We start from the raw sequence: 26,118 nt of genomic DNA on the forward strand, positions 1-26,118 counted from the left end.
CTACTTGGCGACATCCGCCAGCGTGTCATCAAGGATCGACACGGCTTCGCTGGCATCGTGTTCGGTGATGACCAGTGGCGGAGCCAGGCGGGCAACATTGTCGCCCGCGGCGCCGATCAATAGCCCGCGCTCGCGGACCTTTCCGACAAACTCGCGATTGACGACGTCATCAACCAGGCGCAGTCCGACCAGCAAGCCCTTGCCGCGGACTTCCTGCACGACGCTGGCATGGCGGTCAGCGAGGCCACCCAGCTGCTGCTTCAGGAAATTCGATACGTCGTTCACGTGATTCATGAAGCCCGGGGCCGTCAGCTCGTCAAAGACGACATTGCCGACCGCCATGGCCAGCGGGTTGCCACCGAATGTCGAACCATGGGTGCCGACGACCATCGGCGCGCCGGCGGCTTCGGTGGTCAGGCAAGCGCCCATGGGGAAGCCGCCGCCTATGCCTTTTGCCACTGCCATGATGTCGGGTTGGGCGGTTTCGGCCCATTCGTGGGCGAACAGCTTGCCAGTGCGTCCGGCGCCGCATTGCACTTCGTCGTAGATCAGCAGAAGCCCGTGCTCATTACAGAGTTCGCGCAAGCCGCGCAGGCACTGCTCGGGCAAAGCGCGAACACCGCCTTCGCCCTGGACCGGCTCGACGAGGATCGCTGCTGTTTCTTCGGTCACGGCGGCTTTCAGCGCCTCGTGATCGCCGAACTCGACCTGGTCAAAGCCCTCCATGCGGGGTCCAAAACCTTCTAGGTATTTGGGATTACCGCCCGCATTGATCGCGCCGTAAGACCGGCCATGGAAGGCACCGCTGAAGGTAATGATGCGATAGCGGTGCGGCTCGCCCTTGTCGAAGAAATAGCGGCGTGCGGTCTTCAAGGCGGCTTCCACCGCCTCGGTGCCGGAATTGGTAAAGAAGACGCGATCCGCGAACGTTGCGTCGGTGTATTTTTTTGCGAGCTCGATCTGGCCGGGCACCTTGAACATGTTGGAGAGGTGCCAGAGCTTGTCGGCCTGCGACTTGAGAGCGGCGACGGCCTTGGGATGGCAATGGCCCAGAGCGTTCACGGCAATCCCGGAAATGAAGTCGAGATAGGCCTTGCCCTCACCGGTGTAGAGACGGACGCCTTCGCCGCGCTCGAAAACAAGATCCGGCGGTGCGTATGTGTCCATAAGCGGTGCAGGCATGGCGGCGTCTCCCAGTCGATCAATGCAGTGGTTCGAGAAGTGTCCTCTAGGCGTCCGGCGCTAACTCTTCAAGCGCCAGCCTGAGCGCAATACGCGATAGGATACGGTCATCAACACGGCATTGAGCGCGAGAATGAAAATGATCCCTGTCACGATGCTGCCATCGGCATGGCCGGTGAAGCCGTACCGGAAGCCGTCAATCATGTAGAAAAACGGATTGATGTGGCTCAATGTGTAGAAGGGCTCAGGCAGAACCTCGATGGAATAGAACGTTCCTGACAAGAATGTCAGCGGTGTGATGATGAAGTTTGTGATCACCGCGATATGGTCGAATTTCTCGGCCCAGACGCCGCCAATCAGACCGACCATTCCCAAGAGGGACGCGCCGGTAATGCCATAGAACAGGATTGCCCATATGTGGTCAGGCCGGAGATCGACGAAAAATGCCACGACGACGCCGGTCGCAATTGCGACAACCACACCGCGCGTTACGGCGCCCGCGATGAAGGCGATCATCAGTTCGAGTGGCGACAGTGGCGGCATCAGGAAGTCCACGGAATTGCCCTGCACCTTGGAGACGAGGATCGAGGACGAGGAATTCGCGAAAGCGTTCTGCAGCAGCCCCATGAGGATCAGGCCGGGCACCAGGAATTCCGAGAACGGAATGCCCGCGATATCGCCGCGGCGATCGCCAAAAGCGAGATTGATCACGGCGAAGAAAAGCAGCGTCGTTACGACCGGCGCGAACACGGTCTGGAACATGACTTTCCAGAAGCGCTGGACTTCCTTGCGATACAACGTCCAGAGGCCGAGCGTATTGAGCACGCCGAAGCGGCGCGGCTGGGGTGCGGATGTGTTCGATGCGGTGTCTGTCATAGCGGCGGACCTAGCACGGAGCGTCAGCGTCGGCGAGCCCGTAAGCCGATCGGCGCTGCGAACGAATCAGCTTTCCACAGGCGAATCAGCGGCTGCATCTTGTGGCAGGCCAACTTCTCGATACTGTATCTCGTATCAGACACAACATATTGCGATCAGGAGAGGTGAGAACACTTCCAGTAGTATGATCGCAGGATTGGCGGAGCACTTAAATGGCTTGGACGGACGAGCGCGTAGAAGAGTTGAAGAAGTTGTGGGCGGAGGGTTTGTCGGCCAGCCAGATCGCCAAGAAAATCGGTGGCGTCACGCGCAATGCCGTCATCGGCAAGGTGCACCGTCTCGGACTGTCAGGCCGCGCGGCGCCGTCCCGTCCGTCGAGCCGTCCGGCGCGCACGCCGAAACCTCGCGTGGCCGCTGCCGCGCCGGTCAAGGCAAAAGCGCCAGCGCCACGCAAGTCCGTCGAGCCGGCGATCCAGGCGCCGGATCCCGAACCCTTGCCGAACGGCGAATTCGCGACGGTGCTGACACTCAAGGACTCGATGTGCAAATGGCCGCTGGGTGATCCGGCGAGTGGCGATTTCCGGTTCTGCGGTCATCGCACCAAGGCCGGTGATGCGTATTGCGAGGCCCATTCGCAGATCGCCTACCAGCCGCAACAGAAGCGCAAGCGCAAGACGTCGGACGCGACTGCGGCGCTCGATGCGCTTCAGGCCACCCGCCGCGTGAACTTCTAGCCGCTATTGCAGGTCGAGCGAGTAACCGGCCGAGCGGACGGTGCGGATCGGGTCGGATTGCCCGCTCGTATTCAGCGCCTTTCGCAGCCGGCCGATATGAACGTCGACGGTGCGGACTTCCACATACACGTCGGAACCCCACACCGCGTCGAGTAATTGCTCACGCGAGAACACGCGGCCGGGGTGCTGGATGAGATAGTCCAGCAGGCGAAATTCGGTAGGACCGAGATGGATCTCGACGCCATCGCGGCGGACGCGGTGGGCGACCCGGTCGATGATGATGTCGCCATACGTGACCTTGTCCTCGGCCAGACCCGGCCGGATCCGGCGCATGACGGCGCGGATGCGGGCGAACAATTCGGTCATGGAAAACGGTTTCACGATATAATCGTCGGCACCGGTGTCCAGCCCGCGAATCCGATCGGCCTCTTCGCCACGCGCGGTCAGCATGATGATCGGAACGTTGCGGGTCTCGGACCGGTTGCGCAGGCGGCGGCAGACTTCGATGCCGGAAATTTTCGGCAGCATCCAGTCGACGAGCACAAGGTCGGGCGTGGATTCTTCCGCCAGCATCAGCGCTTCCTCGCCATCGCCAGCGACCGAGACCTGGTAACCTTCCTTTTCGAGATTGTATTGCAGCAGCGTGGACAGGGCGTCCTCGTCTTCGACAACAAGAATGTGCGGATCCATAACCGTCTCCTTGCCTAGGCGCCGTCGGCCGGATCGCGACGTGTTTCGTCGCGGTGCAGCTCGGCGCCGGTCACCAGGTAGTGGATCATCTCGGCAACATTGGTGGTGTGGTCGCCAATCCGTTCAAGGTTCTTCGCGACAAACAGCAAATGCGCCGCAGCTGTGATCGTGCGCGGATCTTCGATCATGAAAGACAGAAGCTCGCGAAACAGGCTATTATAATGCTCGTCGACCTCTTCGTCAGCACGGCAGACGGCAATGCTCTCTTCGGCCGAACCTGCAGAGAAGGCGTCCAGCACGCGATGCAGGTTGGAGACCACAAGGCGGCCCATGCGCTCGGCGCTGCGGGTCAAGTCAAGGGGTTCAGATTTATTGAGTTCATGCACGCGGCGGGCGACACTCTTGGCAAGATCGCCGATGCGCTCGAGATCGCCGGCTATGCGATAGGCCGCGATCGTCGTGCGCAGGTCAGACGCCATTGGCTGGCGCAGTGCCAGCATCCGGATAACGCGGCGTTCAATTGCGGTCTCCAGCGCGTCGACTTCCCTGTCGCCGGATACGACCGCATCGGCCAGTTCCGGGTCGCGCCGTATCACGGCAGTCAGGCAGTCGGCGACCTGACTTTCGCACAAGCCACCCATGCGCGAGATCTCGTCAGAGAGCGCGTTCAATTCGTCGGAGTAGGCGCGGACGGTATGTGAGGGGGTATTCATCCAGTTTGCCTTTCAACCGCTAGCCGAACCGGCCGGTGATGTAATCCTGGGTCCGGCTGTCCAGCGGGTTCGTGAAAATCGCCTCGGTCGGGCCGTACTCGACCAGATCGCCAAGGTGAAAAAACGCCGTCATCTGCGAAACCCGGGCGGCCTGCGCCATCGAGTGGGTGACGATGACAATACAATAGTTTTCGCGCAGCTCGTCGATCAGTTCCTCGATCTTGGCCGTTGCGATCGGGTCGAGGGCCGAACACGGTTCGTCCATCAGGATGACTTCCGGACTGACGGCGATTGCGCGCGCAATGACCAGCCGCTGCTGCTGGCCGCCAGACAGGCTTGTTCCCGGTTGATCGAGCCGGTCGGAGACCTCATCCCACAAGCCGGCCTTCCGCAGGCTGGTTTCGACGACGTCATCGAGCTCGGCGCGGCCACTGGCGAGGCCGTGAATGCGCGGGCCATAGGCCACGTTATCGTAGATCGACTTCGGGAACGGGTTCGGCTTCTGGAACACCATGCCGACGCGCGCCCGCAGGATCACCGGATCGACGGCGCGCGCATTGATCTCTTCGCCATCAATGCGGATGGACCCGACGGTGTGTGCGATATCAATCGTCTCGTTCATGCGGTTGATGGTCCGCAGGATGGTCGATTTTCCGCATCCCGACGGTCCAATGAAGGCCGTTACGGACCGGTCAGGTATGTCGAGGCTGACATCGCGGACAGCCTGTTTCGGCCCGTAGTGAACATTGACGTTCTCGAGCGTGATCTTGCCGGACAAGTTCCGGGTCGCGTCGTGATAGACGGTGGCGGCGCGTTGTGATGTGTCGGGCATGGCTACCATCTCCGTTCGAAGCGGCGGCGAAGGAAGACCGCGATCGCATTGAATATGATCATCAGGGCCAGCAACACGAGGATGGCTGCGGCAGTGCGCGGTTCGAAAGCGCGCTCGGCGCCATCTGACCACAGGAAAATCTGGACCGGCATGACCGTCGCCGGCTCGGTCAGCCCTGACGCCGACAGGCTGGGTGTATCGGCGACGAAGGCGACCATGCCGATCATCAAAAGCGGAGCGGTTTCGCCGAGCGCTTGCGCGAGGCCGATAATCGACCCGGTCAGGATGCCGGGTGCGGCAAGCGGCAGGACGTGGTGCATGACCGTCTGAAGCCTGGAAGCGCCGACCCCCAGGGCCGCCTCGCGAATCGAGGGCGGAACCGCCTTCAGGGCTGCCCGCGATGAAATGATGACGGTCGGCAGTGTCATGAGCGCGAGGACCATGCCGCCCACCAGGGGCGCCGAACGCGGCAGACCGAACAGGCTGATGAAGACGGCGAGCCCCAGCAAGCCGAAAACGATGGAGGGCACGGCGGCAAGATTGTTGATATTGACCTCGATGAAACCCGTAAACCGGTTCTTGGGGGCGAATTCTTCGAGATAGACAGCGGTCGCCACACCGATCGGGACGGCGAGAAACATGGTGACGATCATCGTCAGCGCAGACCCGATCATCGCGCCCAGCACACCGGCGAGTTCCGGTTCGCGGGAATCGGCATTGGTGAACAGATAGGTGTTGAACGCCGCGCGCACGATACCGCGTTCGCGAAGGGTCTCGGCCCAGGCAATCTGGGCATCGCTGATACGGCGCGCCGATTGCGGAACCTCCAGCGTCCAGATTCGCCAGTCGCTGCTTGGCGCGGTGTTCTCGAGACTGACGAGTACACGGCCTTCCGCCATGCGGCCGCTGTCGCCGATGCGTTCGATTGCCACGATGCCGCCGTTTATCCGCACCAGACGACTGGGAAGTTCCGGCGACATCTCGACGGTGGAGTTGCCCGGACCGGCGCGCGCGCGCAGTTCCGCGGCTTCCGTTCGAGCCATTTCCGCCTCGCGCAGAAGCCGATCGGCGGCATCGGAACTGGCGGAGAACTCAGCGCGCTGGGCATAGCGCTCGGCACGGTTTTCAAGCTGTTCGGCCTGTTCATTGAGCCGGACGCGGATGTCGGTGACGATCGGAGAGAACACATTCGCATCGGCGAACAGGGTGATGACGCCCGTTGTCCCTGACGGCGTGGCCTCGAGCTCCGGTGCGGTTTCGCTTGAATCGGTGGTCAGCCCCTTGAGATAGAGGTCGGCATCGTCAGAGATCGGGAATGTAAAATTGATGGTCTGCCCGACGAGGTCCGGATTGGCGATCACCCGGTCGAGCAGGCGGGCAGAATTCAGCGAGGAGTAGAGGCCGAACAATTCCCGCAGATCCGATCGGGAGTCGATGCCCGGGAAGGCGTCGCGCAGTCCATCCTGCAGCAGGCGGTTATAGCTGCCGCGCCGCAAGGATGCCTCGCTTCGGTCGCCGGCAGGATCGACGCGTGCCGGATCGAGCTCGACTTCGAGCGTCAGCTCATAGGTACGAAAGGCCGGCACCGACTGGAGCGCGATCGACCCGATCAGCAGCACCAGCACGGAGATCGCGACCACGATCGCCAGAACGCCGAACATGCGGAAGCGCGCTTCGGCGCGGTAGCGCCGGGCGAGCCTTGCCTTGACGGCGGCCCGTATGTCTTTCCGATCAGTCATATTTTTCGCGGTAGCGCTGGACCACGCGGAGCGCGATCACGTTGAGGGCAAGGGTGAAAATGAACAGGACGAGGCCGAGCGCGAAAGCCGACAGCGTCTTGGCGCTGTCAAATTCCTGGTCACCGGTCAGCAGCATCACGATCTGAACAGTGATGGTGGTGACGGATTCCAGCGGGTTCGCTGTCAGGTTGGCGCCCTGTCCGGCGGCCATCACGACGATCATGGTCTCGCCGACAGCGCGGCTGACCGCAAGGAGAAGGGCGCCGACAATGCCAGGCAGCGCCGCCGGCAACACGACCTGCTTGACGGTTTCCGACTTGGTTGCCCCCATCGCATAAGCACCGTCACGCAGGCTTTGCGGCACGGCGTTGATGACGTCGTCCGACAGCGACGACACGAAGGGGATGATCATCACGCCCATGACCAGACCGGCGGAAAGGGCAGACTGGGTGACAGCGCTTTCGAAGCCCACCCATTGCGCTGCGGCGCGGATCGCCGGGCCTACGGTAAGCAGGGCGAAAAAGCCGTAAACGACCGTCGGAATACCGGCGAGGATTTCCATGACCGGCTTCACGACATTGCGGGTGCGCTGGCCGGCATATTCGGACAGGTAGATTGCCGCGAACAGCCCAATGGGCCCGGCGACCAGCATGGCGATCACGGTGATCATGAACGTGCCGGCAAACAATGGCACTGCGCCGAATGCGCCGGACTGACCGACCTGGTCGTCGCGGATCGCGATCTGCGGGCTCCATTGCGTACCGAACAGGAATTCGTGAAGGCGCCAGTCGATCGCCTCGAAAAAGCGGAGCGATTCGAAAAGCAGGGATGCGACGATGCCGATCGTCGTCAGGATGGCGATTGCCGAGCAGAATATCAGGAAACCCATGAAAGCGGCTTCGACGCGATTTCGTGCGCGGAAACCGGCGCGTATCCGTGAACGTGACCAGACCAGGCCGGCGAGCGCCAGCAATACTGCCAGGCCGGCGCCGCCATAGCGGAACGCCCGGTCTGCCGGACGAAGAATACTGGCGGCGATCTGCGTTTCGGGCGTTACCTGGCTGGGCTGGCCGCCGAATGCGAGCGCACGCGCATCATTCAGGAACAGCTGGCGGCGTTCCTCCGGCAAAGTGAAGTAGTGAAAACCGGCCAAGGCGAGGGCGGATCGGCCCTCTGCCCGGGCTGACTGTCTGATGTCCTCGGCAATTTCGGCGCTGCGTTCCGCTGCCTGCGTCCGCGCGGTGGTCTGATCACCTGTTGCGGCGGTATCGGCGAGTGTTCGCTCGGTGGCGAGGCGGGTTTCGAACTCGGCCCGGAGCGGTTCGGCCGCGCCGTTAAGCCGCGATTCGACGAAGCTGTTGGTCAGAATATTGCCAAATACCGCGATGCTGGCGACGAGGATCAGTGCCGGAACGCCGGTCCAAAGGGCTACGAAGTAGCCGTGGTAATTGGGTAGGGAGTGCAGCGGAATGGTGCCTTCGCCGGCCGATCGCATGGCGCGCGAGCGGCCGAGATAGAACGCCGTCGAGATCAGCACGAGCAAACTCAGGAGCAGCAGGGCATTGATCGGCATGGTTGTCCCAAAGCAGAATCGGCGCGGGCAAAGGTTGCCGGCGGGTGTTGCCGCGTCCCCTAGCAGCCGCTTGACGGCGCCGTTATGTCAGTTCGATAACAGTTTGATGACGGTCGCGGCGGGCGCTGTGGGTCAGGTCTGCGCCGTGGGCGCTGCTGCCGGAGTATTCGGTATGCAAACCGAGAAGATTGTGCCTTCGCCCGGCAGGCTTTCGACGAAAAACCCGCCGCGGTGCCGGCTGACAATGTGCTTGACGATGGCGAGACCCAGCCCGGTGCCTTCCCTGGGCCCGCTCTTCTGTCCGTCAACGCGATAAAAGCGCTCGGACAGGCGGGGCAGGTGCCGGCGCTCGATCCCCTTGCCAGCGTCGCGGACGCGCAGCATGGCAAATCGTCGTCCGGCGGGCAGCGCCGGATTGGCGATCGTCAATCGGCCCGCCTGCGGCCCGAGACTATGGGTGAGCCTGTCGATATCTTCGCGGCCGATATCACCGTGGACGTCGCAAACGATGCGCGTCCCATTGCTGGAATACTTGATCGCATTCTCGATCAGATTCTGGGCGATTTCGAACAGCTGATCGCGTTCACCGATCACTTTCGCCGTGGCGTCGCCCTCGAAGTCGACGCTGATCGCTTTTGCGGCAGCCTGCGGCGCCAGGGAGTCGATCGTATCCTGGGTCATTGCCGTCAGATCGGCCTCGCCGCTCGGGGGCACATGCTCGTCCATCTCGATACGGCTCAATGACAGGAGGTCGTTGATCAGGCGGCGCATGCGCTCCGTCTGATCCTGCATGATCGTCAGAAACCGATCTCGCGCCTCGATGTCTTCGCGGGCGTGTCCCTTGAGGGTTTCAATAAAGCCGGCGAGCGAGGCGAGGGGGGTCCGAAGCTCGTGGCTGGCATTGGCCAGGAAATCTCCCCGCATCCGCTCGGCTCGCTTGCTCGCGGTTTCATCAGCGAGCACGAGAAGCGCGCGCCAGGGAAAGCTGCCGGTTTCCCTGACCTTGAGCGGTATGACATGAACGCGGACATGGCTCTCGATCGGGGCGAATGTGGAGTACTCCACAAGCCGCCCGGCTTCCCCGCGGAGCACACCGCTGACCGCTTCGAGCACTTTCGGCTGTCGCAGCGAACCGGAAAGCAGGCCGGATTCCGATCCGAGTCCGAGAAATTCATGCGCCGACGGGTTGGCGCTTTCGATGCGCCCACCGGGTCCGACAAGCATGACGGGAAAGGGCAAGCTCTCGAGCATCTCGTGCGCCGGAGACATGTCGAACAAACTGCCGGGTTTCGCCACGGCATCGGGGGGGGCGGCTTCATGTTCCGATGCGGTCGAGGAGATCAGCAGGAAATAGATGACGGACATGGCTGAAATCGCTGCGATCGCGGTCAGCGCGACCCAGATATTCATGGCGCCGGTGAGCCCGAGTATCAAAAGAACGGCCACTGAATTCAGCGTCAGCGCGATCATGTCGCGGCGGCGCAGCCGTCGGCCTTCGTGTTCCGGTTGAGAGTTATTGCTCAAAATTCACTCGCTTCGCGGCCAAGCGCGGCACATAAGGGCCGCAAATGTCTTGGCAATCAACCGCTTCGGCTTGATGCGGCGTTTCCTGGCCCGAGCCGGAATCGCCGCGGTTGGATAGTGATATTCGAGAGGCATTTCATGATCTTCGATAGGGATTTAGTGTTATTCGATAAATTTTTGTTGACTTTCGAAAAGTGGCTTTTAGGGTGCATCCAATCCGGCCCCCTCCGGCATCAAGAGTGCAAGATGATCAAGAGAACACTCCTTCTTTCGGCAACCGCAATTGCCCTAGCTTCATGCGCGTCAGCTGGTCAGGTCCCGCGCGCATCAGCCATCAGCGGTTCGGCGCCCGCCGGCTGGGCTTCGAGCCCGGTCGCGGATGCCAGCCTCATGGATGACTGGATCGCTACATTTGACGATGCGCGATTGATGCAATTTGTCGATGAGGCGGTTACCGACAATCCCAGCCTTCTGGCCGCTGAGGCCCGCATTCGGGCGGCGCGCGCAAGTGCCCGGGCCGCCAATGCCGGGCGTCTGCCGAACGTCAACGCAGATTTGACGGTTACCCAACGCGAAACCGAGACGTCCAGCTCTACCAATTATGCTGGTGGACTCGGGGTGAGCTGGGAAGCCGACCTCTGGGGCAGCCTCGGTGCGCGGGCGCGCGCCGGCTTGCTCGAATTCGAAGCGACGGATTCCGATTTCGAGGGTGCCCGCTTGTCGATTGCCGGCCAGGTCGCACGCGCCTGGTTCCTGCTGATCGAAGCGCGGCTTCAAACCGAGCTGGCAGAGCGAGATGTCCGGGCCAAGGAAAACTCGCTGGCGTTGATCGAGCGCCGCTTCTCGGCCGGTGTCTCGCGCTCATCTGACGTTCGCACTTTCCGCTCGGCGCTGGCATCGAGCGAGGCCGCGCTAGCTTCGCGTCGACGCGCAGAAGCGTCCGCGGCGCGCAATCTTGAGATCCTGCTGGGGCGCTATCCGTCCGGTACGATCCAGCACGACGCCGACCTGCCCGAGTTCGAGGACCTGACCGGTATTGGCGCGCCGGGTGATTTGCTGGCACGGCGACCAGACCTGGTCGCGGCGGAAGCGCGGCTTGAGGCGCTGGGCCTGCAAGCCATGATCGCCCGCAATGCCTTGCTGCCAAGCCTGACGCTGCGCGGCAATCTTGATTCCGGCGGCGCCGATCCAGCCGACCTGTTCGACATGGATACAGTGGTCGCTACGCTGATCGGCGGGTTGACCGCTCCGATCTTCAATGGCGGGTCTCTGCGCGCTGAGCGCGATCGCGCTGCTGCGGCCGCGGAAGCCGCCTTGCGAACCTATGCCGGCACGGTGCTGGCCGCGTGGCGCGAGGCCGAGGATGCCATCTATGCGGATGGAATTCTGGCTGCCCGCGTCGAGGCGCTGCAGACCGCTTACGAACAGGCTGCCGCCGCCGAACAGCTGGTGATCCGTCAATACGGGTCCGGTCTTGCGACGGTTTTTGAACTGCTGGACGCCCAGAGCCGCAGAATTGCTGCAGAGGGCCAGTACATATCGGCGCGCCGTGAGCGCGCCACCAATCGAGTTGATATCTATCTTGCGATCGGCGGCGATTTCGACGCGCCCGATTTGCGGAACCTGGAGGGTTAGGAGGTCGTCATGGGCCGTATTATTCTGTCTGTTCTGATTTTCGGAGGCGTCGCGGTCGTGTTCGTCCTGGCCTATGTCGCGCTCTTCGCAACAGCGCCCGAGCCCGAGCGCGCGAGCGCCGAGCCGCGCCCGGTCGCGGTGTTTGCCGCACCGGTCGAGAACACCGATGTCACGCTCCGGGTCTCGACCCAGGGTGAAGTCCGGCCGATGATCCAGATCAGCCTGCTGCCGCAGGTCTCCGGCCGTATTGTCTATGTAAATCCGAATTTCATCGAAGGCGGGTTCTTTGAAGCCGGCGAGACGCTGATCCGCATTGACGATGCAGACTATCTGCTCGCGGTGACGCGGGCCCAGGCCCAGGTCGCGCAGGCACAACAGGCCCTGGTTCGCGAGCAGGCTGAAGCCGACCTGGCTGCTGCTGAATGGGAACAGCTTGGCGAGGGTCAAGCGTCGTCCCTGACATTGCGGGAGCCGCAACTGGCACAGGCGCGCGCCTCGCTGGCTGCTGCCCAGGCACAACTCCAGGAAGCCCGTCTGAACCTGCAACGCACGCAGATCTCGGCGCCGTTTGATGGCCGTGTTCGCGCGAAATCGGCTGATCTCGGTCAATTCGTCTCCCCGGGCGTGCCCCTGGGTGAGGTGTTTGCAACGGATGCCGTGCAGATCCGGTTGCCGCTGAATGATGACGAGCTGTCAATGCTCAACATCCCGGTGGCTTTCCAGGCGACTGACGACAATCCGGGTCCGCAGGTTCGCATTTCCGCGACCTTGGCCGGGCAGCATCGCGAGTGGCACGCCGAGCTCGTCCGGACCGACAGCTCCATCGATACTCAGACGCGTGTGCTCTACGGGATTGCCCGTGTCGACGACCCGTATGGTGCTGCAGCTGAAGAAGGTGGTTCGCCGCTGCCGGTCGGCCTGTTTGTCGACGCGGAGATCGAAGGCCGCACGGTCAGCGACGCCTATATTCTGCCGCGGTCAGCGCTGCGCGGATCCAACACGGTCTACGTCGCAGGCGAGGGCGGATTGCTGAGCGTCCGTAACGTGAGTGTGATCACATCGAGCCCCGAACGTCTGGTAGTTTCTGGCGGCGTTACGACGGATGACATGGTGGTCACGAGCCCGATCCGTGCCGCAAGCGACGGCATGCGAATTCGGACATTCGACCAGGATGGCGAACTCGTCGAAGAGCGTTCGGCCACGCTGCCGACCGGCGAAGACGAAGATGAAGACAATGGCGATGAGGCCGCTTCCGGTGATGCCGAAGGCGATGCCCAAGTTGCCAGCGCGACCGAGTAAGGCCGCAATTAACCGCGAGCGAGGAGGCGGTGATGACAGATCCCAAAGTGGAAACCGAACATAAGGGCATTATCGCCTGGTGGGCTGCCAACGGGGTTGCCGCCAATCTCCTGATGCTGGTGGCGATGGTCGGCGGTGTCCTTGCCTACTTGTCGATGACGCGGGAAGTCTTCCCGACGGCAAGTTTTTCCGGCGCGACGGTTTCCGTTGCCTGGCCGGGAGCCTCGCCGCAGGAAATGGAAGAGCAGGTTACGGTCCGGATCGAGGAGGCGGTATCGTCCGTCGACGGGATCGAGACCATCACCTCCACGTCCCGTGAGGGCAGTGCCTTTATCAATATTGAAGGCACGCGTACGGTCGACATGCAGACCTTCATCAACGAGATCGAACAACAGGTCAATTCGGTCAACAATCTGCCGCCATCGTCCTTCCGGCCAATCGTCAACCAGTGGCGTAATGAGGACCAGGTCGTCGGTTTTGCCGTGCACGGCAATGTCGATCGGCGTGCGTTGCAGCGGATTGCGCGGGATATCCGCGACGAAGTCGCGGCCGACGTTCCGGGCGTCTCCCTGGTGCAGGTCTGGGCGACTTTGTCGGAAGAAGTCTCGATCGAAGTCGATGAAAGCTCGCTCCGGCGCTACAATCTGACCTTCGACCAGGTTGCGCGGGCGTTGCGCAATTCCTCGCTCAACGCTTCGGCCGGCCAGGTTCGCACGGAGATCGGCGACGTCTCGCTTACCGCGCGGCAGCTCGGCGATACGGCAGAGGATTTCGAGAATATCGTGGTCCGACAGACCGCAGACGGCGGCACGATCCGGATCAGTGATATCGGCGGCGTCACAGACGGGTTTGTCGATGCCAATCTGATCGGCACCTATAATGCCGAGCCGATGGCGCTGGTGGTCATTCTGACCAGTCCCGGCATGGATGTGGTCGACGTTTCAGACGGCGTCGAGCGCTTTATCGCCGAGCGCCAGGAAACGCTTCCGGAAGGTGTCTCGCTGTCGCTGTGGTGGGATTCCTCCGAGCTCTATGAAGGCCGGATGTCGACCATCTTCAATTCCGCGACTTTCGGGATGGCGCTGGTGCTGCTGACGCTCATCCTGTTCCTGCGCCCGATCGTCGCCTTCTGGGTGACGGTGGGGATCGGTACCGCTTTCCTTGGCGCCTTCCTGATGCTGCCAATGTTCGGTGTGACGCTGAACATGCTGTCCCTGTTTGCCTTCCTGATCGTGATCGGGATCGTGGTCGACGATGCGATCATTGTCGGCGAGAACATCCACAACAGGGTCGAGCGAGGGGAAACCGGGCTGACCGCGGCCGTTGTCGGTACGCAAATGGTGATGAAGCCGGTGATCTTTGCGGTTATCACCACGATCTTGATGTTTGCTCCCTGGATGATGCTGTCGGGACCGGAAGTGCAGTTCACGCGGCAGATCTCGCTGGTCGTGATCGCTGCGCTAGCCTTCTCTCTGATTGAATCGCTGCTGATCCTGCCGGCGCACTTGAGCCACATGAAGCCGCAGAAGATGACGGGCTTCCTGGGGCCGCTTCTGAAAGCACAGCGCGCCATCGCTGACACGATGATCTGGTTTGCCCGGCATGTTTATCGCCATGTCGCCGTGTTCGCCGTCAAGCAGCGCTATGCCACCCTGCTGTTCTTCATCGGCCTGTTCGGCCTGGCCATCGTGCTGCAGGCGACCAACCGGGTCGGAAATGTGTTCATGCCCGAGATCGAGAATGACACGATCCAGGTCAGCATCCAGCTGGCCGAAGGCACGGCATGGCAGCGGACCGAGGCGGTTCGGCAGCAGCTGGAACACGCCGAAGAGGAAACTCTGCTTTATTATCGCGACCAGTTCCCGGGCGAGGTCGACATGATCGAAAGCCGCTCGACGCTGGCGACCGACGGACGGGTGCGCGCCTGGATAACGCTGGCTCCGCCGGAGGAACGTCCGGGCGGCCTGTCGACGCGCGAGGTCGCACAGCGCATGCGCGAACTGCTCGGACCGATCCCGGATGCCGAAGAAGTCCGCCTCGATACCAATATCAACGATGGTGGCATGGGATTGCGGTTCGCGATCTCCGGTCAGGAACTCGATGAATTGCGTGCGGCGGCGGACGATCTCAAGGAGCAACTCCGCTCCTATGACACGCTTTATGACGTCGTCGACAATCTCCAGTCCTCTGCGGAAGAGCTGCAGTTCACGCTGCGGCCCGACGCGCAGGCGCTGGGAATTACGCTTGCCGACGTGACGCGCCAGGTCCGCCAGGCCTTCTATGGCGAGGAAGTCATGCGACTGCCGCGCGAAGGACAGGACGTGCGGGTGATGTTGCGCTTCCCGACGGAAGCCCGGCGTTCGCTCGATACGCTGCGCAATTTCCGTATCCGTACCGCGGATGGCCGCGAGGTTCCGCTGATGGCGGTGGCGGACGTGGAATTTGCCCCGGGTCTCAACCGGATCAATCGCCGCGACCGGATGCGGACCATCACGGTCAGCGCCGAGCTCAGCGATCCGGCGGCCCGCCGCGAGATCGCGCAGACCATGGATGAAAATTTCTGGGAGGGCTGGGAAGAACGCCATCCCGGTGTGAGCCGCCAGGAATTCGGTCAGGCCGAGGGCGAAGCCGAATTCATGGCAGAGCTTAGCCGGCTGGTCATCCTTGTGCTCGGCGGAATCTACATCCTTCTGGCCGTGGCCTTCCGGTCCTATACCCAGCCAGCGCTGATCCTGATTGCAATTCCGTTCGCCTTTGCCGGCGCGGTATTCGGTCACTTGATCTTCGGAATGCCGTTTGCGCTGTTCTCCTGGTTCGGTGTTGGCGCCGCGGCCGGCGTGGTGATCAATGACAACCTGGTTCTCGTGGACTTCGTGAACCGGTTGCGGGCCAATGGTGTCGGTGCCTTCCAGGCACTGATCGATGCGGGCGTTCAGCGTTTCCGTCCGATCATCCTGACGTCGGTGACCACATTCCTCGGCATCCTGCCGATGATGGCGGAGACCTCGACCCAGGCGCAGTTCCTGAAACCGATGGTGGTTTCGCTGGGCTTCGCGATCACTTTCGCGCTGTTCCTGACGCTGCTTCTGGTGCCGGCGCTGTATGCGATCGGCGTCGATATCCGACGCTTCTTCCTCGGTGTCTGGACCGGGAAGAAACAGCCTAGCATCGGCTCGACCTATCACGAGACCGACGATGGATCGCCGGAAACGGATGTCGGCAAGATCCAGCCGGCCGAATAGCGGATCGAGAGACTGGCCGGCCCGACAATCAGGCTGGCCAGTTTCCCAATGACCGCTACTATCCAGTCATCTAATTCATTCAGCCGGGCCTGACCGGCACTGCAAGGGGTTTCGAGACATGAGAAAACTACTGATGGGAAGTGCCTGTCTGGTGCTGCTGGCGGCCTGCAGCCAGCCAACCGACGACACGACCGCGAATCCGGACGGGTCCGATTCTGCAAGCACCGGTTCCGGCACCATGGAGACCGCTTCCGCTGATATCGGCGAGTGGGGTTTCGACATTGACGGGATGGATCGCAGCGTCGATCCGGGTGACGATTTCTTCCGCTTCGCCAATGGCGAGTGGCTGGACGAGACGGAAATTCCGTCCGACCTCTCGAATTACGGCATGTTCACGGAGCTGGCGCTGGAAGCCGAGCAGGATGTCCAGAACATCATCCTGGAGCTGTCGGAAGCCGGCGGTGAAGACGGTTCTGTCGAACAACAGGTTGGCGATCTCTATGCCAGCTGGATGGACACCGAAGCGCTGAATGCGCGCGGGCTGGAAGCCATCGAGCCGATCCTAGCAGACATCGAAGCGATCGACAGCCATGACGGTTTCGCCGAAATGTTCGCCACGGTGCACAGCCCGGCCATGTATGGCGTCGGTATCATTCCCGACCCGGCCGACACGACGCGTTACACGGTGTTCGTCGGCCAGGACGGGCTGGGCATGCCGGATCGCGATTTCTACCTGTCAGAGGGCGAACGCTACGACCAGTATCGCGATGCCTACCAGGCCTATATCGCCGAGCTGTTCGGACTGGCCGGCTATGAGGATGGTGCCGCCCGTGCGGAGACGATCATGGCGCTGGAAACGCGGATCGCCGAGGTCCACTGGACCCAGGAGCAGAGCCGCAACATCCAGGCCATCTACAACCCGATGCCGATGGACCAGCTGGCCGCACTGGCCCCGCAGTTCAATTTCGAAGCTGGCCTCACATCGCTCGGCCTCGACGGCGTCGCGACCTATCTGGTCGCACAACCGAGCGCAATCGAGGGATCGGCGACGATCTTTGCCGAAACGCCGGTGGATGTGCTGCGCGACTACATGCTGTTCCACACGTTGAACGGCAATACGAATGCGTTGCCGCTGGAGTTTGACGAAGCCAGCTTCGAATTCTTCGGCCGCACGCTGAATGGCACCGAGGAGCAGCGTCCGCGCGACCGGCGTGGCGTGAACCTTGTCGGTGGCGTGCTCGGCGAAGCTGTCGGCCAGGTCTATGTTGACCGGCATTTCCCGCCGGAATCGAAGGAAGAGATGGAAGCGCTCGTCGACAATCTGACAGCGGCGTTCGAGGAACGTCTCGAAAACCTCTCCTGGATGGATGACGAGACCCGCGAGCAGGCGCTGCTGAAATTGTCGACTTTCGAGCCGCGCATCGGATATCCGGACGAATGGACGGACTATTCCGCGCTCGAGATCCGCGAAGACGACCTGTTCGGCAATCTGCGCCGGATCACCGAGTTCAACTGGAACGAACAGATCGAGGATCTCGCCGGTCCGGTGGACCGCGGCCAGTGGCCGTATCCGCCGCAAACGGTGAATGCATCGTACAACCCGCTGATGAACCAGATCACCTTCCCGGCCGGTATCCTGCAGGCGCCGTTCTTTGACCGGAACGCTGATGCGGCGATCAATTACGGTGCCATTGGCGCCGTGATCGGGCACGAAATCGGTCACGGTTTCGACGATCAGGGCCGCGAGTTCGACGAGGCCGGCCGCATTCGCAACTGGTGGTCGGAGTCGACCAATGAAGCCTTCCTCGAGCGCGCAGACGTTCTCGGAAGCCAGTACGACACCTATTGCCCGCTGGAAGGCGAGTGCGTGAACGGCACGTTCACGATGGGCGAGAATATTGGCGATCTCGGCGGTCTGCAGATGGCCTACTCGGCGTATCAGCGGCATCTCGATGCGTGCTGTGACGGCGAAGCCGAAGTCATCGACGGCTTCACAGGCGACCAGCGTTTCTTCCTTGCCTGGGCCCAGGTCTGGCGCCGCCTCTATCGCGAGGACAATCTGCGTCAGCGCCTGGTGACCGACCCGCACAGCCCGTCAGCTTACCGGACCAATGGGGTCGTTCGCAATCTTGACGCCTGGTATGAGGCGTTCGGCGTAGAAGAAGACGACCTGCTCTACCTGCCGGAAGAAGAACGCGTCCGGATCTGGTAGTTGCCAACTTAAGCTCCAAAGCAGAAAGACCCGGGTGAATTTGCCCGGGTCTTTTTCGTTTTTCCTTGAATTCCCAGCGGTCTGTAGCGTTAATCGGACACAGTAGAGTTGGGGGAGTTCATGGATTCGTTTCGGTGCGTGTTTGCCGGTGCCATTCTGGCGATCGGCCTGTCTTCTTTGTCGATGGCTCAGACTTCCATCGAATCCTTGCCGGAGGTCTCGCCCGACCTGCAAACCGCGCTCGCCGAACGCGACCGGGCCCGGGTGATTGTCGAATTCGACTTCCCGCAGATCGCGGAAGATGCGCCTGACGATTTCGACAGCGAACGGCGGTTCGCGCGTATGGATGCCTCGCGCGATGCGGCGATTCAGCAGGCGCTGGGCATATCCGCCGACGTCCTGGCCTCGGCTCCGGTCGCGGTCGACCGCCCCTCCATCAGTCATGAATACCGCTATACGCCGGCAGCCGCGATGTATCTCGATGCTGACGAGATCGCGGCGCTCCTTCGCAGTCCGAATGTGCGCCGCGTCGAGCTGGATCGCGTCAGCCGCCCCCTGCTGGATACGTCCGTCGGACTGGTCGGCGCGGCCGATCTTCACACCGCCGGGCTGACGGGTGAGGGGGCTTCCGTCGCCATCCTCGACACCGGTGTCGATCACCAGCACCCGATGGTGTCGGGCCGGATCATCGAGTCAGCCTGCTTTTCAACGCCAGACCCTGCGCAGAGGATAACGGGATTTTGCCCGAACGGCCTCGCGAGCGATACGGTTTCGGCGCAAGCCGGAGATAATTGCGAAGAATATGCCGATGACCCGCAGTCGGGTGCGCATGGATGTCATCACGGCACGCATGTCGGCGGGATTGCCGCCGGCGAGGATTTCGTTGTGCCAAACAGCGGGGGACAGTCTCTCCGCGGCGTTGCGCCGGGTGCGGGCATTGTCGCGGTACAGGTCTTTATCCGGATTTCCGATCCGAGTGTGTGCACCGGCAGTGAGAGCCCGTCCTGTGTACGGACTTTGACGAGCGATCAGCTGGCGGCACTGGAATGGCTTTATGCCAACCGCGAAGCGCTGAACCTCGCCAGCATCAATATGAGTCTTGGCGGTGGCCAGTTCCGGTCGGCCTGTGACGAAAGCGTGCTTACGCCGATCATTCGTCAACTGCGCACCGCCGGGATTGCGACGGTGATTGCCAGCGGCAATGAAAGCTACCCGGACACGGTGGGCTCGCCTGCCTGTATCACGCCGGCTGTCACGGTCGGATCGTCGACCGATAGCGACACGCTCTCCAACTTTTCCAATACAGGTTATCTGATTGATCTTCTGGCGCCCGGCTCGGCCATCCTGTCGGCCTATCCGTCGGCAAATGATTCCGGCGCCGGTCGTGCATTCGAAACGCAGGGTACGTCGATGGCGACGCCGCACGTTGCGGGCGCCTTTGCCCTGCTTCGTGCCGCGCATCCCGATGCGAGTGTCGAAGCGATCGAGAATGCGCTCGAGAGCACCGGCCGCAACATCGCGCATCCGCGGTCCGGCCTGCAAGCTCCGCGTATCCGGATCGATCTGGCGCATGCCGAACTGTCGAGCTACGGCACCGGGCGGGTGGGCGCGCTGGAGATCACGCCCTTGCAGGCGTTCGACAGTCTTGTTTCGACGCGCGACCCGGTCACGGCCTTCGGGACCGCCCATACGCTTAGAAATACCGGATCATCGCCAATAAGCTGGTCGGTGCGATCGGATGCGCCCTGGATCCGGTTTGCCGAACAGTCGATTTCGAACACAGAGATCACGGACAATACGGTTGCGGTGCTATATGGCACGGTACAACCGGGTGAATCGCAACGCATTTTCGTCTTCGCGAATGGCACGGGTATGGCGCCGGGCTCATACCAGTCACACTATGAAATCGCGCCCCAGGCGGCGAACAGCCGGGTCCTGATCGCGGCTCGGTTGTCGATCGCCGCGCCGCCAACCAATGACAATTTCGGCGATGCCAGCCCGTTGGCTTCGGTCATGGGAAAGTTTTCAATCAACACGCTAGGCGCCACACGCGAAAGCGGTGAACCACAGAACAGTGAGCCGGAAGCGGGCGGGTCGGTCTGGTATCGCTGGACGGCGCCGTTCTCCGGTCAGATGAGCTTTTCGGCGGCCAGCTCGACGATGACTCCGATCGTTTCCGTTTACACCGGCGATGATGTTGCGGCCCTCTCACCGGTGCAAACGACAATCGCGAGACGTGGTTCCACCAATACGGTTTTCGACGCCGTAGCGGGAACGACGTACAAAATCTCGGTGGCGGGGGCTGACGGACTTAGCGGCCTTGCGAACGCGATTTTCGCGCCCAGCGGCCCGCCCGGCAACTATCCCTTCGCTAACGCATTGGCGATATCTGGCCGCAGCGGGCGGGTTTCGAATTTCATTGCCAATATCGGCAATGTGGCCCTATCGGCGGACAACGCGTCCAATGCCGAAGACCCGTTCGCTTGGTATGAATGGACGGCGCCAGCCAACGGCACGGTCTGGTTCGACCCGACCTTCTCGACTTTCCCGGCGGGGATCGGCGCGATATCCGACGGGACCGAAATTGCGGAGGCGCTCAATGGGCGGATATCCTTTGCCGCCACCGCCGGGGAAACCTATCAGATCGCCGTCTTCTCGCCGAACCAAACGGAAGGTCTCTACGATCTCGCCTGGTCGATGGACACTGCGCCTGATCATTTGCTCGCCGCCGCCTTGCTGCCGACGGTACGAACGGGAAGGATCGGCACACCGACCACAGCGTTTGCCACGCTCGTCAATCCGGCCCGGTTCGGCAGGGAAGCGGAGAATTGCCGGATCCTGCCGCCGCTCGGATTTGCCGGGGAATTCACGTACCAACGCACCGATCCGGCAACCAACCAGACGGTCGGTGAGCCGAACACGCCGATCAATATTCCGGGAGGCGGCAGCCAAACCTTTGTGATCGGGCTGATTCCGGCAACGTCGGTGTCGACCCAGCTGGCGGCGATCGATCCGGCTGTCGTGTACGGCACCACGCCGCTGGAATTCGGCTTTGCCTGTGACAATACCGGCACCGCTCCGGTCCAGACGGATGTCAACACGCTGCGGCTGAACGCGGATGCGTATCCCGATCTGGACATTGTCGCCAGGACGTCGACCCTGAGCGGTGATGGTATCGTCAACGTGCCGCAGAACGGGGTTACCCGGTTCAGCGTTTCCGCTTTGAATATCGGCCCCATCCCTGGCGCCGTGGCGGTAGTGGTTCGACCGAGCCGCGAATTGCCCCTGCAGGCCGAAATTTGCCCGTCCGATCCGATGACCGGCGCGTGTGCCGGTGCCCGAGGAAATATCATCGGCGCGCCGTTCGTACCGGGATCGCCGCAGACCTTTACCGTGATCGTCGGCGCAGGCGAGACGCCGGTTGACTTCAGTCCGCGGACCAATCGTCTTTCGCTGATCTTTCTCGATGCCAATGAGAAGATTGTCGGCGGCACCAGCGTCGCAGTCCGGACCGTCGCCAATCCCTGATTCTCCGGTCCCGGGTCGGTGTTTCGCGGCAATATGACAGCATTGTCAGTTGAGCGCGGCGGGTTCCGGGCTAGTTTCCCTGCTGGATAATTCTGGGGAGCTGATCCGTGATTAAGAAAATTCTGCTGGCAAGCACCTGTTTCGCCCTTGTGACCGCGTGTAGCCCGAGCGGCGATGTCGCCGATGAAAATGGCGACGCGACCGAAGAGGCGGCTGCCGGCGACGACATGGCAAACGCCGAAGCCGCGCTGGGCGAGTGGGGCGTCGAGACGCAACACGTTTCCGAGACGGTCGATCCGGGCGACGACTTTTTTCGCTATGTGAACGAGGGCTGGCTCGATACGGCTGAATTCCCGCCCGGCTTTTCCAGCCTCAACGGCTTCACCGAGCTCTTCCTTGAGACCGAACAGCGCGTGCAGGAGATCATCCGCGAGGCTGCCGATGCCGATGCCGAGCCGGGTTCGGCGGAATACCAGATCGGTGTGATGTACAATGATTTCCTTGATACCGACCGGATCGAGGAATTGGGCCTGACACCGCTGCAAGCCGAGATCGATGCGATCATGGCGTCGGACACGCACGAAGACATTGCCCGCTGGTTCGGCCGTCCCTCGCAGATGTCGATGTTCTCGCTGGGTGTATCCATCGATCCGGGCGATCCGACCCGCTATGTGATCTCGACTGGCCAGTCCGGGCTCGGCCTGCCGAACCGCGACTATTACCTGCGTGACGATGAACCCTTCCCGGGCCACCGCGCGGCTTATGTCGACTACATGACCGGTCTGTTCGAACGTTCCGGCATCGAAAACGGCCGTGAACGCGCTGAAGCGATCCTGGCGCTGGAAACCGCGATTGCCGATATTCACTGGACACGGGCGCAAGCGCGTGACCGGGTCGCCAACTACAATCTGATGACTGTCGCCGAGCTCGAGGAATTCGCGCCCGGCTTCGACTGGCGCGCCTTCCTCGAGGAAGAAGACGTCGCCGAACAGGAAGAAATCATCGTCAACACCGACACGGCGGTTCAGAGCCTGGCCCAGCTGTTCTCCGAGACGCCGGTAGAAACGCTGCGTGGCTATCTGGCTTTCCACTACATCGACAATCACACCGCGATGCTGCCGGCCGAATTCGACGACGCGTCCTTTGCCTTCTACGGCCAGCGCCTGAACGGTACGGAAGAACAGCGCCCGCGCGAGCTGCGCGCCGTGCAATTCGTCAATGGCCGCCTCGGCGAACTGATTGGCCAGGTCTATGTCGAGCAGCATTTCCCGCCGGAATATCGCGACCAGATGACGGAGCTGGTGGAATATCTCCGCCGCGCATTCGCCGACCGGCTGGAAACGCTGGAATGGATGGATGACGAAACCCGTGCCGAAGCCTTTGCGAAGCTCGAGGCCTTCATCCCGAAGATCGGTTACCCGACGCAATGGCGGGATTATTCCACGATCGAGATGGAGCCCGGCCAACTGATCGCCAATTCGCATGCCGTCCGCGATTGGGGACGTGCGGACTCGCGCTCACGCCTGGGCGGTCCGATCCGTACCTGGGCCTGGTTCATGAGCCCGCAGACGGTGAACGCCTATTATTCGCCGCAGCGCAACGAGATCGTGTTCCCGGCGGCCATCCTGCAGCCGCCCTTCTTCGATCCGAACGCGGATGCCGCGGTCAATTTCGGCGCCATTGGGGGCGTGATCGGCCACGAAATGGGTCATGGCTTCGATGACCAGGGCAGCCGCTCGGACGGCACCGGCCTGCAACGCAATTGGTGGACCGAATTCGCCCGCAACGAATTCGACGGCCGCACGGCGGTGCTCGAGGAGCAGTACAACACGTTCTGCCCGATCGAAGGCGACTGCGTGCGTGGCAATCAGACCATGGGCGAAAATATCGGCGATCTCGGAGGTCTCTCGATCGCGCTTCATGCCTACCGCATGTATCTGGAAGACCATGGCGGCGGTGAAGTGATCAACGGTTACTCGCCGGAGCAGCGTTTCTTCATGGCCTGGGCACAGGTCTGGCGCGGCATCCGCACCGAGGATTCGATGCGCAACCGCCTGTTGTCGGGTGTGCACAGTCCGAACCAGTATCGGACCAATGGCGTGGTCCGGAACATGGATGCCTGGTACGAGGCGTTCAACGTGACCGAAGACGACGATCTCTACCTGCCGCCCGACCAACGGGTCAGCATCTGGTAAACGCCGTCGTTATCGACCTGATCAAGGCCCGGTCCTACGCCGGGCCTTTTTCTTTGACGGGCGGCGCGAAGCGGCAAATGCCCGTCCGCCATCGTGTGCTTGACGGTTGCGTTTCGAGCCGAGGGCTGTTTTCTGCTTTTATATAAAGGGGGTGGCGTACGGATGCGGGTACTCGTCACAGGCGGCTGCGGATTTATCGGGTCGGCGCTGGTGCGGCGCCTGATCGCCGATGGCCATGACGTCCTCAACCTCGATGCGATGACCTATGCCGGGGATTCCCGGGCGGTTGCCGATGTCGCCGGTTCCGCCCGATATCAATTCCTCGAAGCCGATATCTCCGACCCCGCGGCGGTGACGGGCGCCTTTGCCGATTTCCGGCCGCAACAGGTTTTCCACCTTGCTGCCGAAAGCCATGTCGATCGTTCGATCGACGGGCCCGACGTCTTCATCCGCACCAATCTGGTCGGCACATCTGTCATGCTCGATGCAGCGCTGGCTTATTGGCGGGCGCTGGATGACGGCGATTCCTTCCGTTTCCTGCATGTCTCGACCGATGAGGTCTATGGCAGTCTGGCGCCGAATGATGCCGCCTTCAGCGAAGAAACGCCCTATGCGCCCAACAGCCCGTATGCGGCCTCGAAAGCGGGCGCAGATCATCTGGTGCGGGCCTGGACCGAGACTTATGGGCTGCCGGCATTGATTACCAATTGCTCGAATAATTACGGGCCGTTCCAGCACTCCGAGAAACTGATACCGACCGTTATCCGGACGGCGCTGTCCGGCGGCGAGATCCCGGTCTATGGCAAGGGCGAGAATGTCCGCGACTGGCTTTATGTCGAGGACCATGTTGATGGTTTGCTGGCCGCGATCGGGCGCGGCCGCACCGGCTGCAAGTACAATTTCGGCGGCAATGCCGAACGCACCAATATCGATCTCGTGCGGACGCTGTGCCGGTTGCTCGACGAGAGACGCCCGGGCGCCACGCCATATGCCGAACAGATCCGGTTCGTAACCGACCGGCCCGGCCATGATATGCGTTATGCTGTGAATGCCGGGCGCGCAGAGGCCGAGCTCGGCTGGACGCCCGGCATGTCGCTGGATGAAGGCCTGGCGGCAACCGTTGACTGGTATCTCGCCCATCCCGACTGGTTGTCGCGAGATTCCGACGAAATCGCGCGCCTCGGCCTCGGCCGCAACAAAGGAAGCCGCGCATGAGTGCGAAATGGAAAGGCCTGATCCTCGCGGGCGGAACGGGCAGCCGCCTCTACCCGCTGACGCATGCGGTCAACAAGCACCTCTTGCCGGTGTTCGACAAGCCGATGATCTATTATCCGCTGACGACGCTGATGCTGGGTGGGCTGCGAGATTTTGTCATCGTGTCGAGCCCGGAATCGCTGCCGCAGATCAAGGCATTGCTGGGCGATGGCGAGCGCTGGGGGCTGACCTTCACCTATGTCGCGCAGGACAAGCCCGGCGGGATTGCCGAGGGCTTTCGCGTGGCGGCGAACGAGCTCTCCGGACACAATGTGGCGCTCATTCTCGGCGATAACATCTTTTACGGTGACGGCCTGTCGAAGCGAATCCAGGAGGCGGCCAAGGAAACCGCGGGCGCGACCATATTCGGTTATGAAGTCGCCGACCCGACGGCTTTCGGCGTGGTCGAACTGGGACCGGACGGAACGCCGATTTCGCTCGAGGAAAAGCCGAAAAAGCCGAAATCGAAATGGGCAGTGCCCGGCGTCTATTTTTACGATCAGGACGTCGTCGATATCGCGTGGAATCTGGCTCCTTCGCGGCGCGGCGAATTGGAGATCACCGACGTCAACCGGGTCTATCTTGAACGCGGCGACCTGCACGTAAAAACAATCGGGCGGGGTGTCGCCTGGCTGGATGGCGGGACCCATGCAGACCTGTTCGAGGCCGGGCAATTCATCAAGGTCGTTGAGGAGCGGACCGGACTTAAAGTCGCCTGTCCCGAGGAAATCGCCTTCCGCATGGGCTTTATCGATCACGACGGGCTTGCCGAGCTCGTCGACGACAGTCCGAAAACCGAATACCAGAAATATCTGAAAGACTTGCTCAACCGGAGCCGATAGATTGGCTCGGTGCCGTCGGGGGGATGCAATGGTTTCGAATGCGACCTG

The 26,118-nt window shown here is 61.9% G+C and carries 17 protein-coding genes; 9 read left to right on the forward strand and 8 right to left on the reverse strand.

The genetic code is table 11. From position 1 onward, the window contains the following. Together ACOOFN_RS09955 and ACOOFN_RS09960 are read right to left on the reverse strand one after the other, a co-directional pair. Nucleotides 1-1,182 (reverse strand): aspartate aminotransferase family protein, encoded by a 1,182-nt coding sequence (locus ACOOFN_RS09955; RefSeq protein ID WP_420430994.1) that lies wholly within the window; start codon nt 1,180-1,182, stop codon nt 1-3. Between the two features lie 60 nt (nt 1,183-1,242). Further along, a complete protein-coding gene (locus ACOOFN_RS09960; RefSeq protein WP_420430995.1) occupies nt 1,243-2,058 on the reverse strand; it encodes an ABC transporter permease in 816 nt (271 codons plus the stop codon). Nucleotides 2,059-2,270: 212 nt separating this feature from the next. Between ACOOFN_RS09960 and ACOOFN_RS09965 the strand changes: the two genes are divergently transcribed. Next, nucleotides 2,271-2,792 carry a GcrA family cell cycle regulator gene (locus tag ACOOFN_RS09965; protein WP_420430996.1) on the forward strand — a complete coding sequence of 174 codons (522 nt, stop codon included), beginning with the start codon at nt 2,271-2,273 and terminating at the stop codon, nt 2,790-2,792. A 3-nt stretch (nt 2,793-2,795) separates the two neighbouring features. On the opposite strand, the gene phoB is transcribed toward ACOOFN_RS09965, so the two are convergent. From phoB to ACOOFN_RS09995, 6 genes are all read right to left on the reverse strand, one after another. Further along, nucleotides 2,796-3,482, reverse strand: coding sequence for a phosphate regulon transcriptional regulator PhoB (gene phoB / locus ACOOFN_RS09970; protein ID WP_420430998.1), 687 nt, complete (start codon nt 3,480-3,482; stop codon nt 2,796-2,798). 14 nt (nt 3,483-3,496) lie between these two features. After that, the gene (gene phoU, locus ACOOFN_RS09975; protein ID WP_420431000.1) at nt 3,497-4,195 is read right to left on the reverse strand and encodes a phosphate signaling complex protein PhoU; all 699 of its coding nucleotides are present in this window, start codon (nt 4,193-4,195) and stop codon (nt 3,497-3,499) included. A gap of 19 nt (nt 4,196-4,214) precedes the next feature. Continuing rightward, complete coding sequence (pstB, locus tag ACOOFN_RS09980; RefSeq protein WP_420431002.1) at nt 4,215-5,036, reverse strand: phosphate ABC transporter ATP-binding protein PstB; 822 nt, start codon at nt 5,034-5,036, stop codon at nt 4,215-4,217. Further along, the gene (gene pstA, locus ACOOFN_RS09985; RefSeq protein ID WP_420431004.1) at nt 5,030-6,766 is read right to left on the reverse strand and encodes a phosphate ABC transporter permease PstA; all 1,737 of its coding nucleotides are present in this window, start codon (nt 6,764-6,766) and stop codon (nt 5,030-5,032) included. Before pstA ends, pstB begins: the two co-directional genes overlap by 7 nt. Next, on the reverse strand, nt 6,759-8,339 hold the full coding sequence (gene pstC / locus ACOOFN_RS09990) for a phosphate ABC transporter permease subunit PstC (protein WP_420431006.1): 1,581 nt from the start codon (nt 8,337-8,339) through the stop codon (nt 6,759-6,761). The genes pstA and pstC overlap by 8 nt, the downstream gene beginning before the upstream one ends. A gap of 132 nt (nt 8,340-8,471) precedes the next feature. Then, complete coding sequence (locus tag ACOOFN_RS09995) at nt 8,472-9,863, reverse strand: ATP-binding protein (protein ID WP_420431008.1); 1,392 nt, start codon at nt 9,861-9,863, stop codon at nt 8,472-8,474. 246 nt (nt 9,864-10,109) lie between these two features. Between ACOOFN_RS09995 and ACOOFN_RS10000 the strand changes: the two genes are divergently transcribed. The 8 genes from ACOOFN_RS10000 (at nt 10,110) to rfbA (ending at nt 26,070) form a co-directional block, all read left to right on the forward strand. Further along, nucleotides 10,110-11,498, forward strand: coding sequence for an efflux transporter outer membrane subunit (locus tag ACOOFN_RS10000; RefSeq protein WP_420431010.1), 1,389 nt, complete (start codon nt 10,110-10,112; stop codon nt 11,496-11,498). 9 nt (nt 11,499-11,507) lie between these two features. Continuing rightward, complete coding sequence (locus ACOOFN_RS10005; RefSeq protein ID WP_420431012.1) at nt 11,508-12,797, forward strand: efflux RND transporter periplasmic adaptor subunit; 1,290 nt, start codon at nt 11,508-11,510, stop codon at nt 12,795-12,797. Between the two features lie 32 nt (nt 12,798-12,829). Next, a complete protein-coding gene (locus ACOOFN_RS10010) occupies nt 12,830-16,039 on the forward strand; it encodes an efflux RND transporter permease subunit (protein ID WP_420431014.1) in 3,210 nt (1,069 codons plus the stop codon). Nucleotides 16,040-16,157: 118 nt separating this feature from the next. Further along, nucleotides 16,158-18,251 carry a M13 family metallopeptidase gene (locus ACOOFN_RS10015; protein WP_420431016.1) on the forward strand — a complete coding sequence of 698 codons (2,094 nt, stop codon included), beginning with the start codon at nt 16,158-16,160 and terminating at the stop codon, nt 18,249-18,251. Between the two features lie 120 nt (nt 18,252-18,371). Then, on the forward strand, nt 18,372-21,779 hold the full coding sequence (locus tag ACOOFN_RS10020; protein ID WP_420431018.1) for a S8 family peptidase: 3,408 nt from the start codon (nt 18,372-18,374) through the stop codon (nt 21,777-21,779). Nucleotides 21,780-21,886: 107 nt separating this feature from the next. Continuing rightward, the gene (locus ACOOFN_RS10025; RefSeq protein WP_420431020.1) at nt 21,887-23,974 is read left to right on the forward strand and encodes a M13 family metallopeptidase; all 2,088 of its coding nucleotides are present in this window, start codon (nt 21,887-21,889) and stop codon (nt 23,972-23,974) included. A gap of 162 nt (nt 23,975-24,136) precedes the next feature. Continuing rightward, the gene (gene rfbB / locus ACOOFN_RS10030; RefSeq protein WP_420431022.1) at nt 24,137-25,189 is read left to right on the forward strand and encodes a dTDP-glucose 4,6-dehydratase; all 1,053 of its coding nucleotides are present in this window, start codon (nt 24,137-24,139) and stop codon (nt 25,187-25,189) included. Further along, nucleotides 25,186-26,070: a glucose-1-phosphate thymidylyltransferase RfbA gene (rfbA, locus tag ACOOFN_RS10035; RefSeq protein WP_420431024.1), complete on the forward strand. Its 885-nt coding sequence runs from the start codon at nt 25,186-25,188 to the stop codon at nt 26,068-26,070. Before rfbB ends, rfbA begins: the two co-directional genes overlap by 4 nt. Nucleotides 26,071-26,118: the final 48 nt, after the last annotated feature.

The organism is Hyphobacterium sp. (assembly GCF_965217055.1).
GTDB lineage: Bacteria > Pseudomonadota > Alphaproteobacteria > Caulobacterales > Maricaulaceae > Hyphobacterium.

Coding starts and splice junctions, on each gene's coding strand:
- ACOOFN_RS09955 (WP_420430994.1), bottom strand. CDS start 1,182: ATGCCTGCACCGCTTATGGACACATACGCACCGCCGGATCTTGTTTTC.
- ACOOFN_RS09960 (WP_420430995.1), bottom strand. CDS start 2,058: ATGACAGACACCGCATCGAACACATCCGCACCCCAGCCGCGCCGCTTC.
- ACOOFN_RS09965 (WP_420430996.1), top strand. CDS start 2,271: ATGGCTTGGACGGACGAGCGCGTAGAAGAGTTGAAGAAGTTGTGGGCG.
- phoB (WP_420430998.1), bottom strand. CDS start 3,482: ATGGATCCGCACATTCTTGTTGTCGAAGACGAGGACGCCCTGTCCACG.
- phoU (WP_420431000.1), bottom strand. CDS start 4,195: ATGAATACCCCCTCACATACCGTCCGCGCCTACTCCGACGAATTGAAC.
- pstB (WP_420431002.1), bottom strand. CDS start 5,036: ATGGTAGCCATGCCCGACACATCACAACGCGCCGCCACCGTCTATCAC.
- pstA (WP_420431004.1), bottom strand. CDS start 6,766: ATGACTGATCGGAAAGACATACGGGCCGCCGTCAAGGCAAGGCTCGCC.
- pstC (WP_420431006.1), bottom strand. CDS start 8,339: ATGCCGATCAATGCCCTGCTGCTCCTGAGTTTGCTCGTGCTGATCTCG.
- ACOOFN_RS10000 (WP_420431010.1), top strand. CDS start 10,110: ATGATCAAGAGAACACTCCTTCTTTCGGCAACCGCAATTGCCCTAGCT.
- ACOOFN_RS10005 (WP_420431012.1), top strand. CDS start 11,508: ATGGGCCGTATTATTCTGTCTGTTCTGATTTTCGGAGGCGTCGCGGTC.
- ACOOFN_RS10010 (WP_420431014.1), top strand. CDS start 12,830: ATGACAGATCCCAAAGTGGAAACCGAACATAAGGGCATTATCGCCTGG.
- ACOOFN_RS10015 (WP_420431016.1), top strand. CDS start 16,158: ATGAGAAAACTACTGATGGGAAGTGCCTGTCTGGTGCTGCTGGCGGCC.
- ACOOFN_RS10020 (WP_420431018.1), top strand. CDS start 18,372: ATGGATTCGTTTCGGTGCGTGTTTGCCGGTGCCATTCTGGCGATCGGC.
- rfbB (WP_420431022.1), top strand. CDS start 24,137: ATGCGGGTACTCGTCACAGGCGGCTGCGGATTTATCGGGTCGGCGCTG.
- rfbA (WP_420431024.1), top strand. CDS start 25,186: ATGAGTGCGAAATGGAAAGGCCTGATCCTCGCGGGCGGAACGGGCAGC.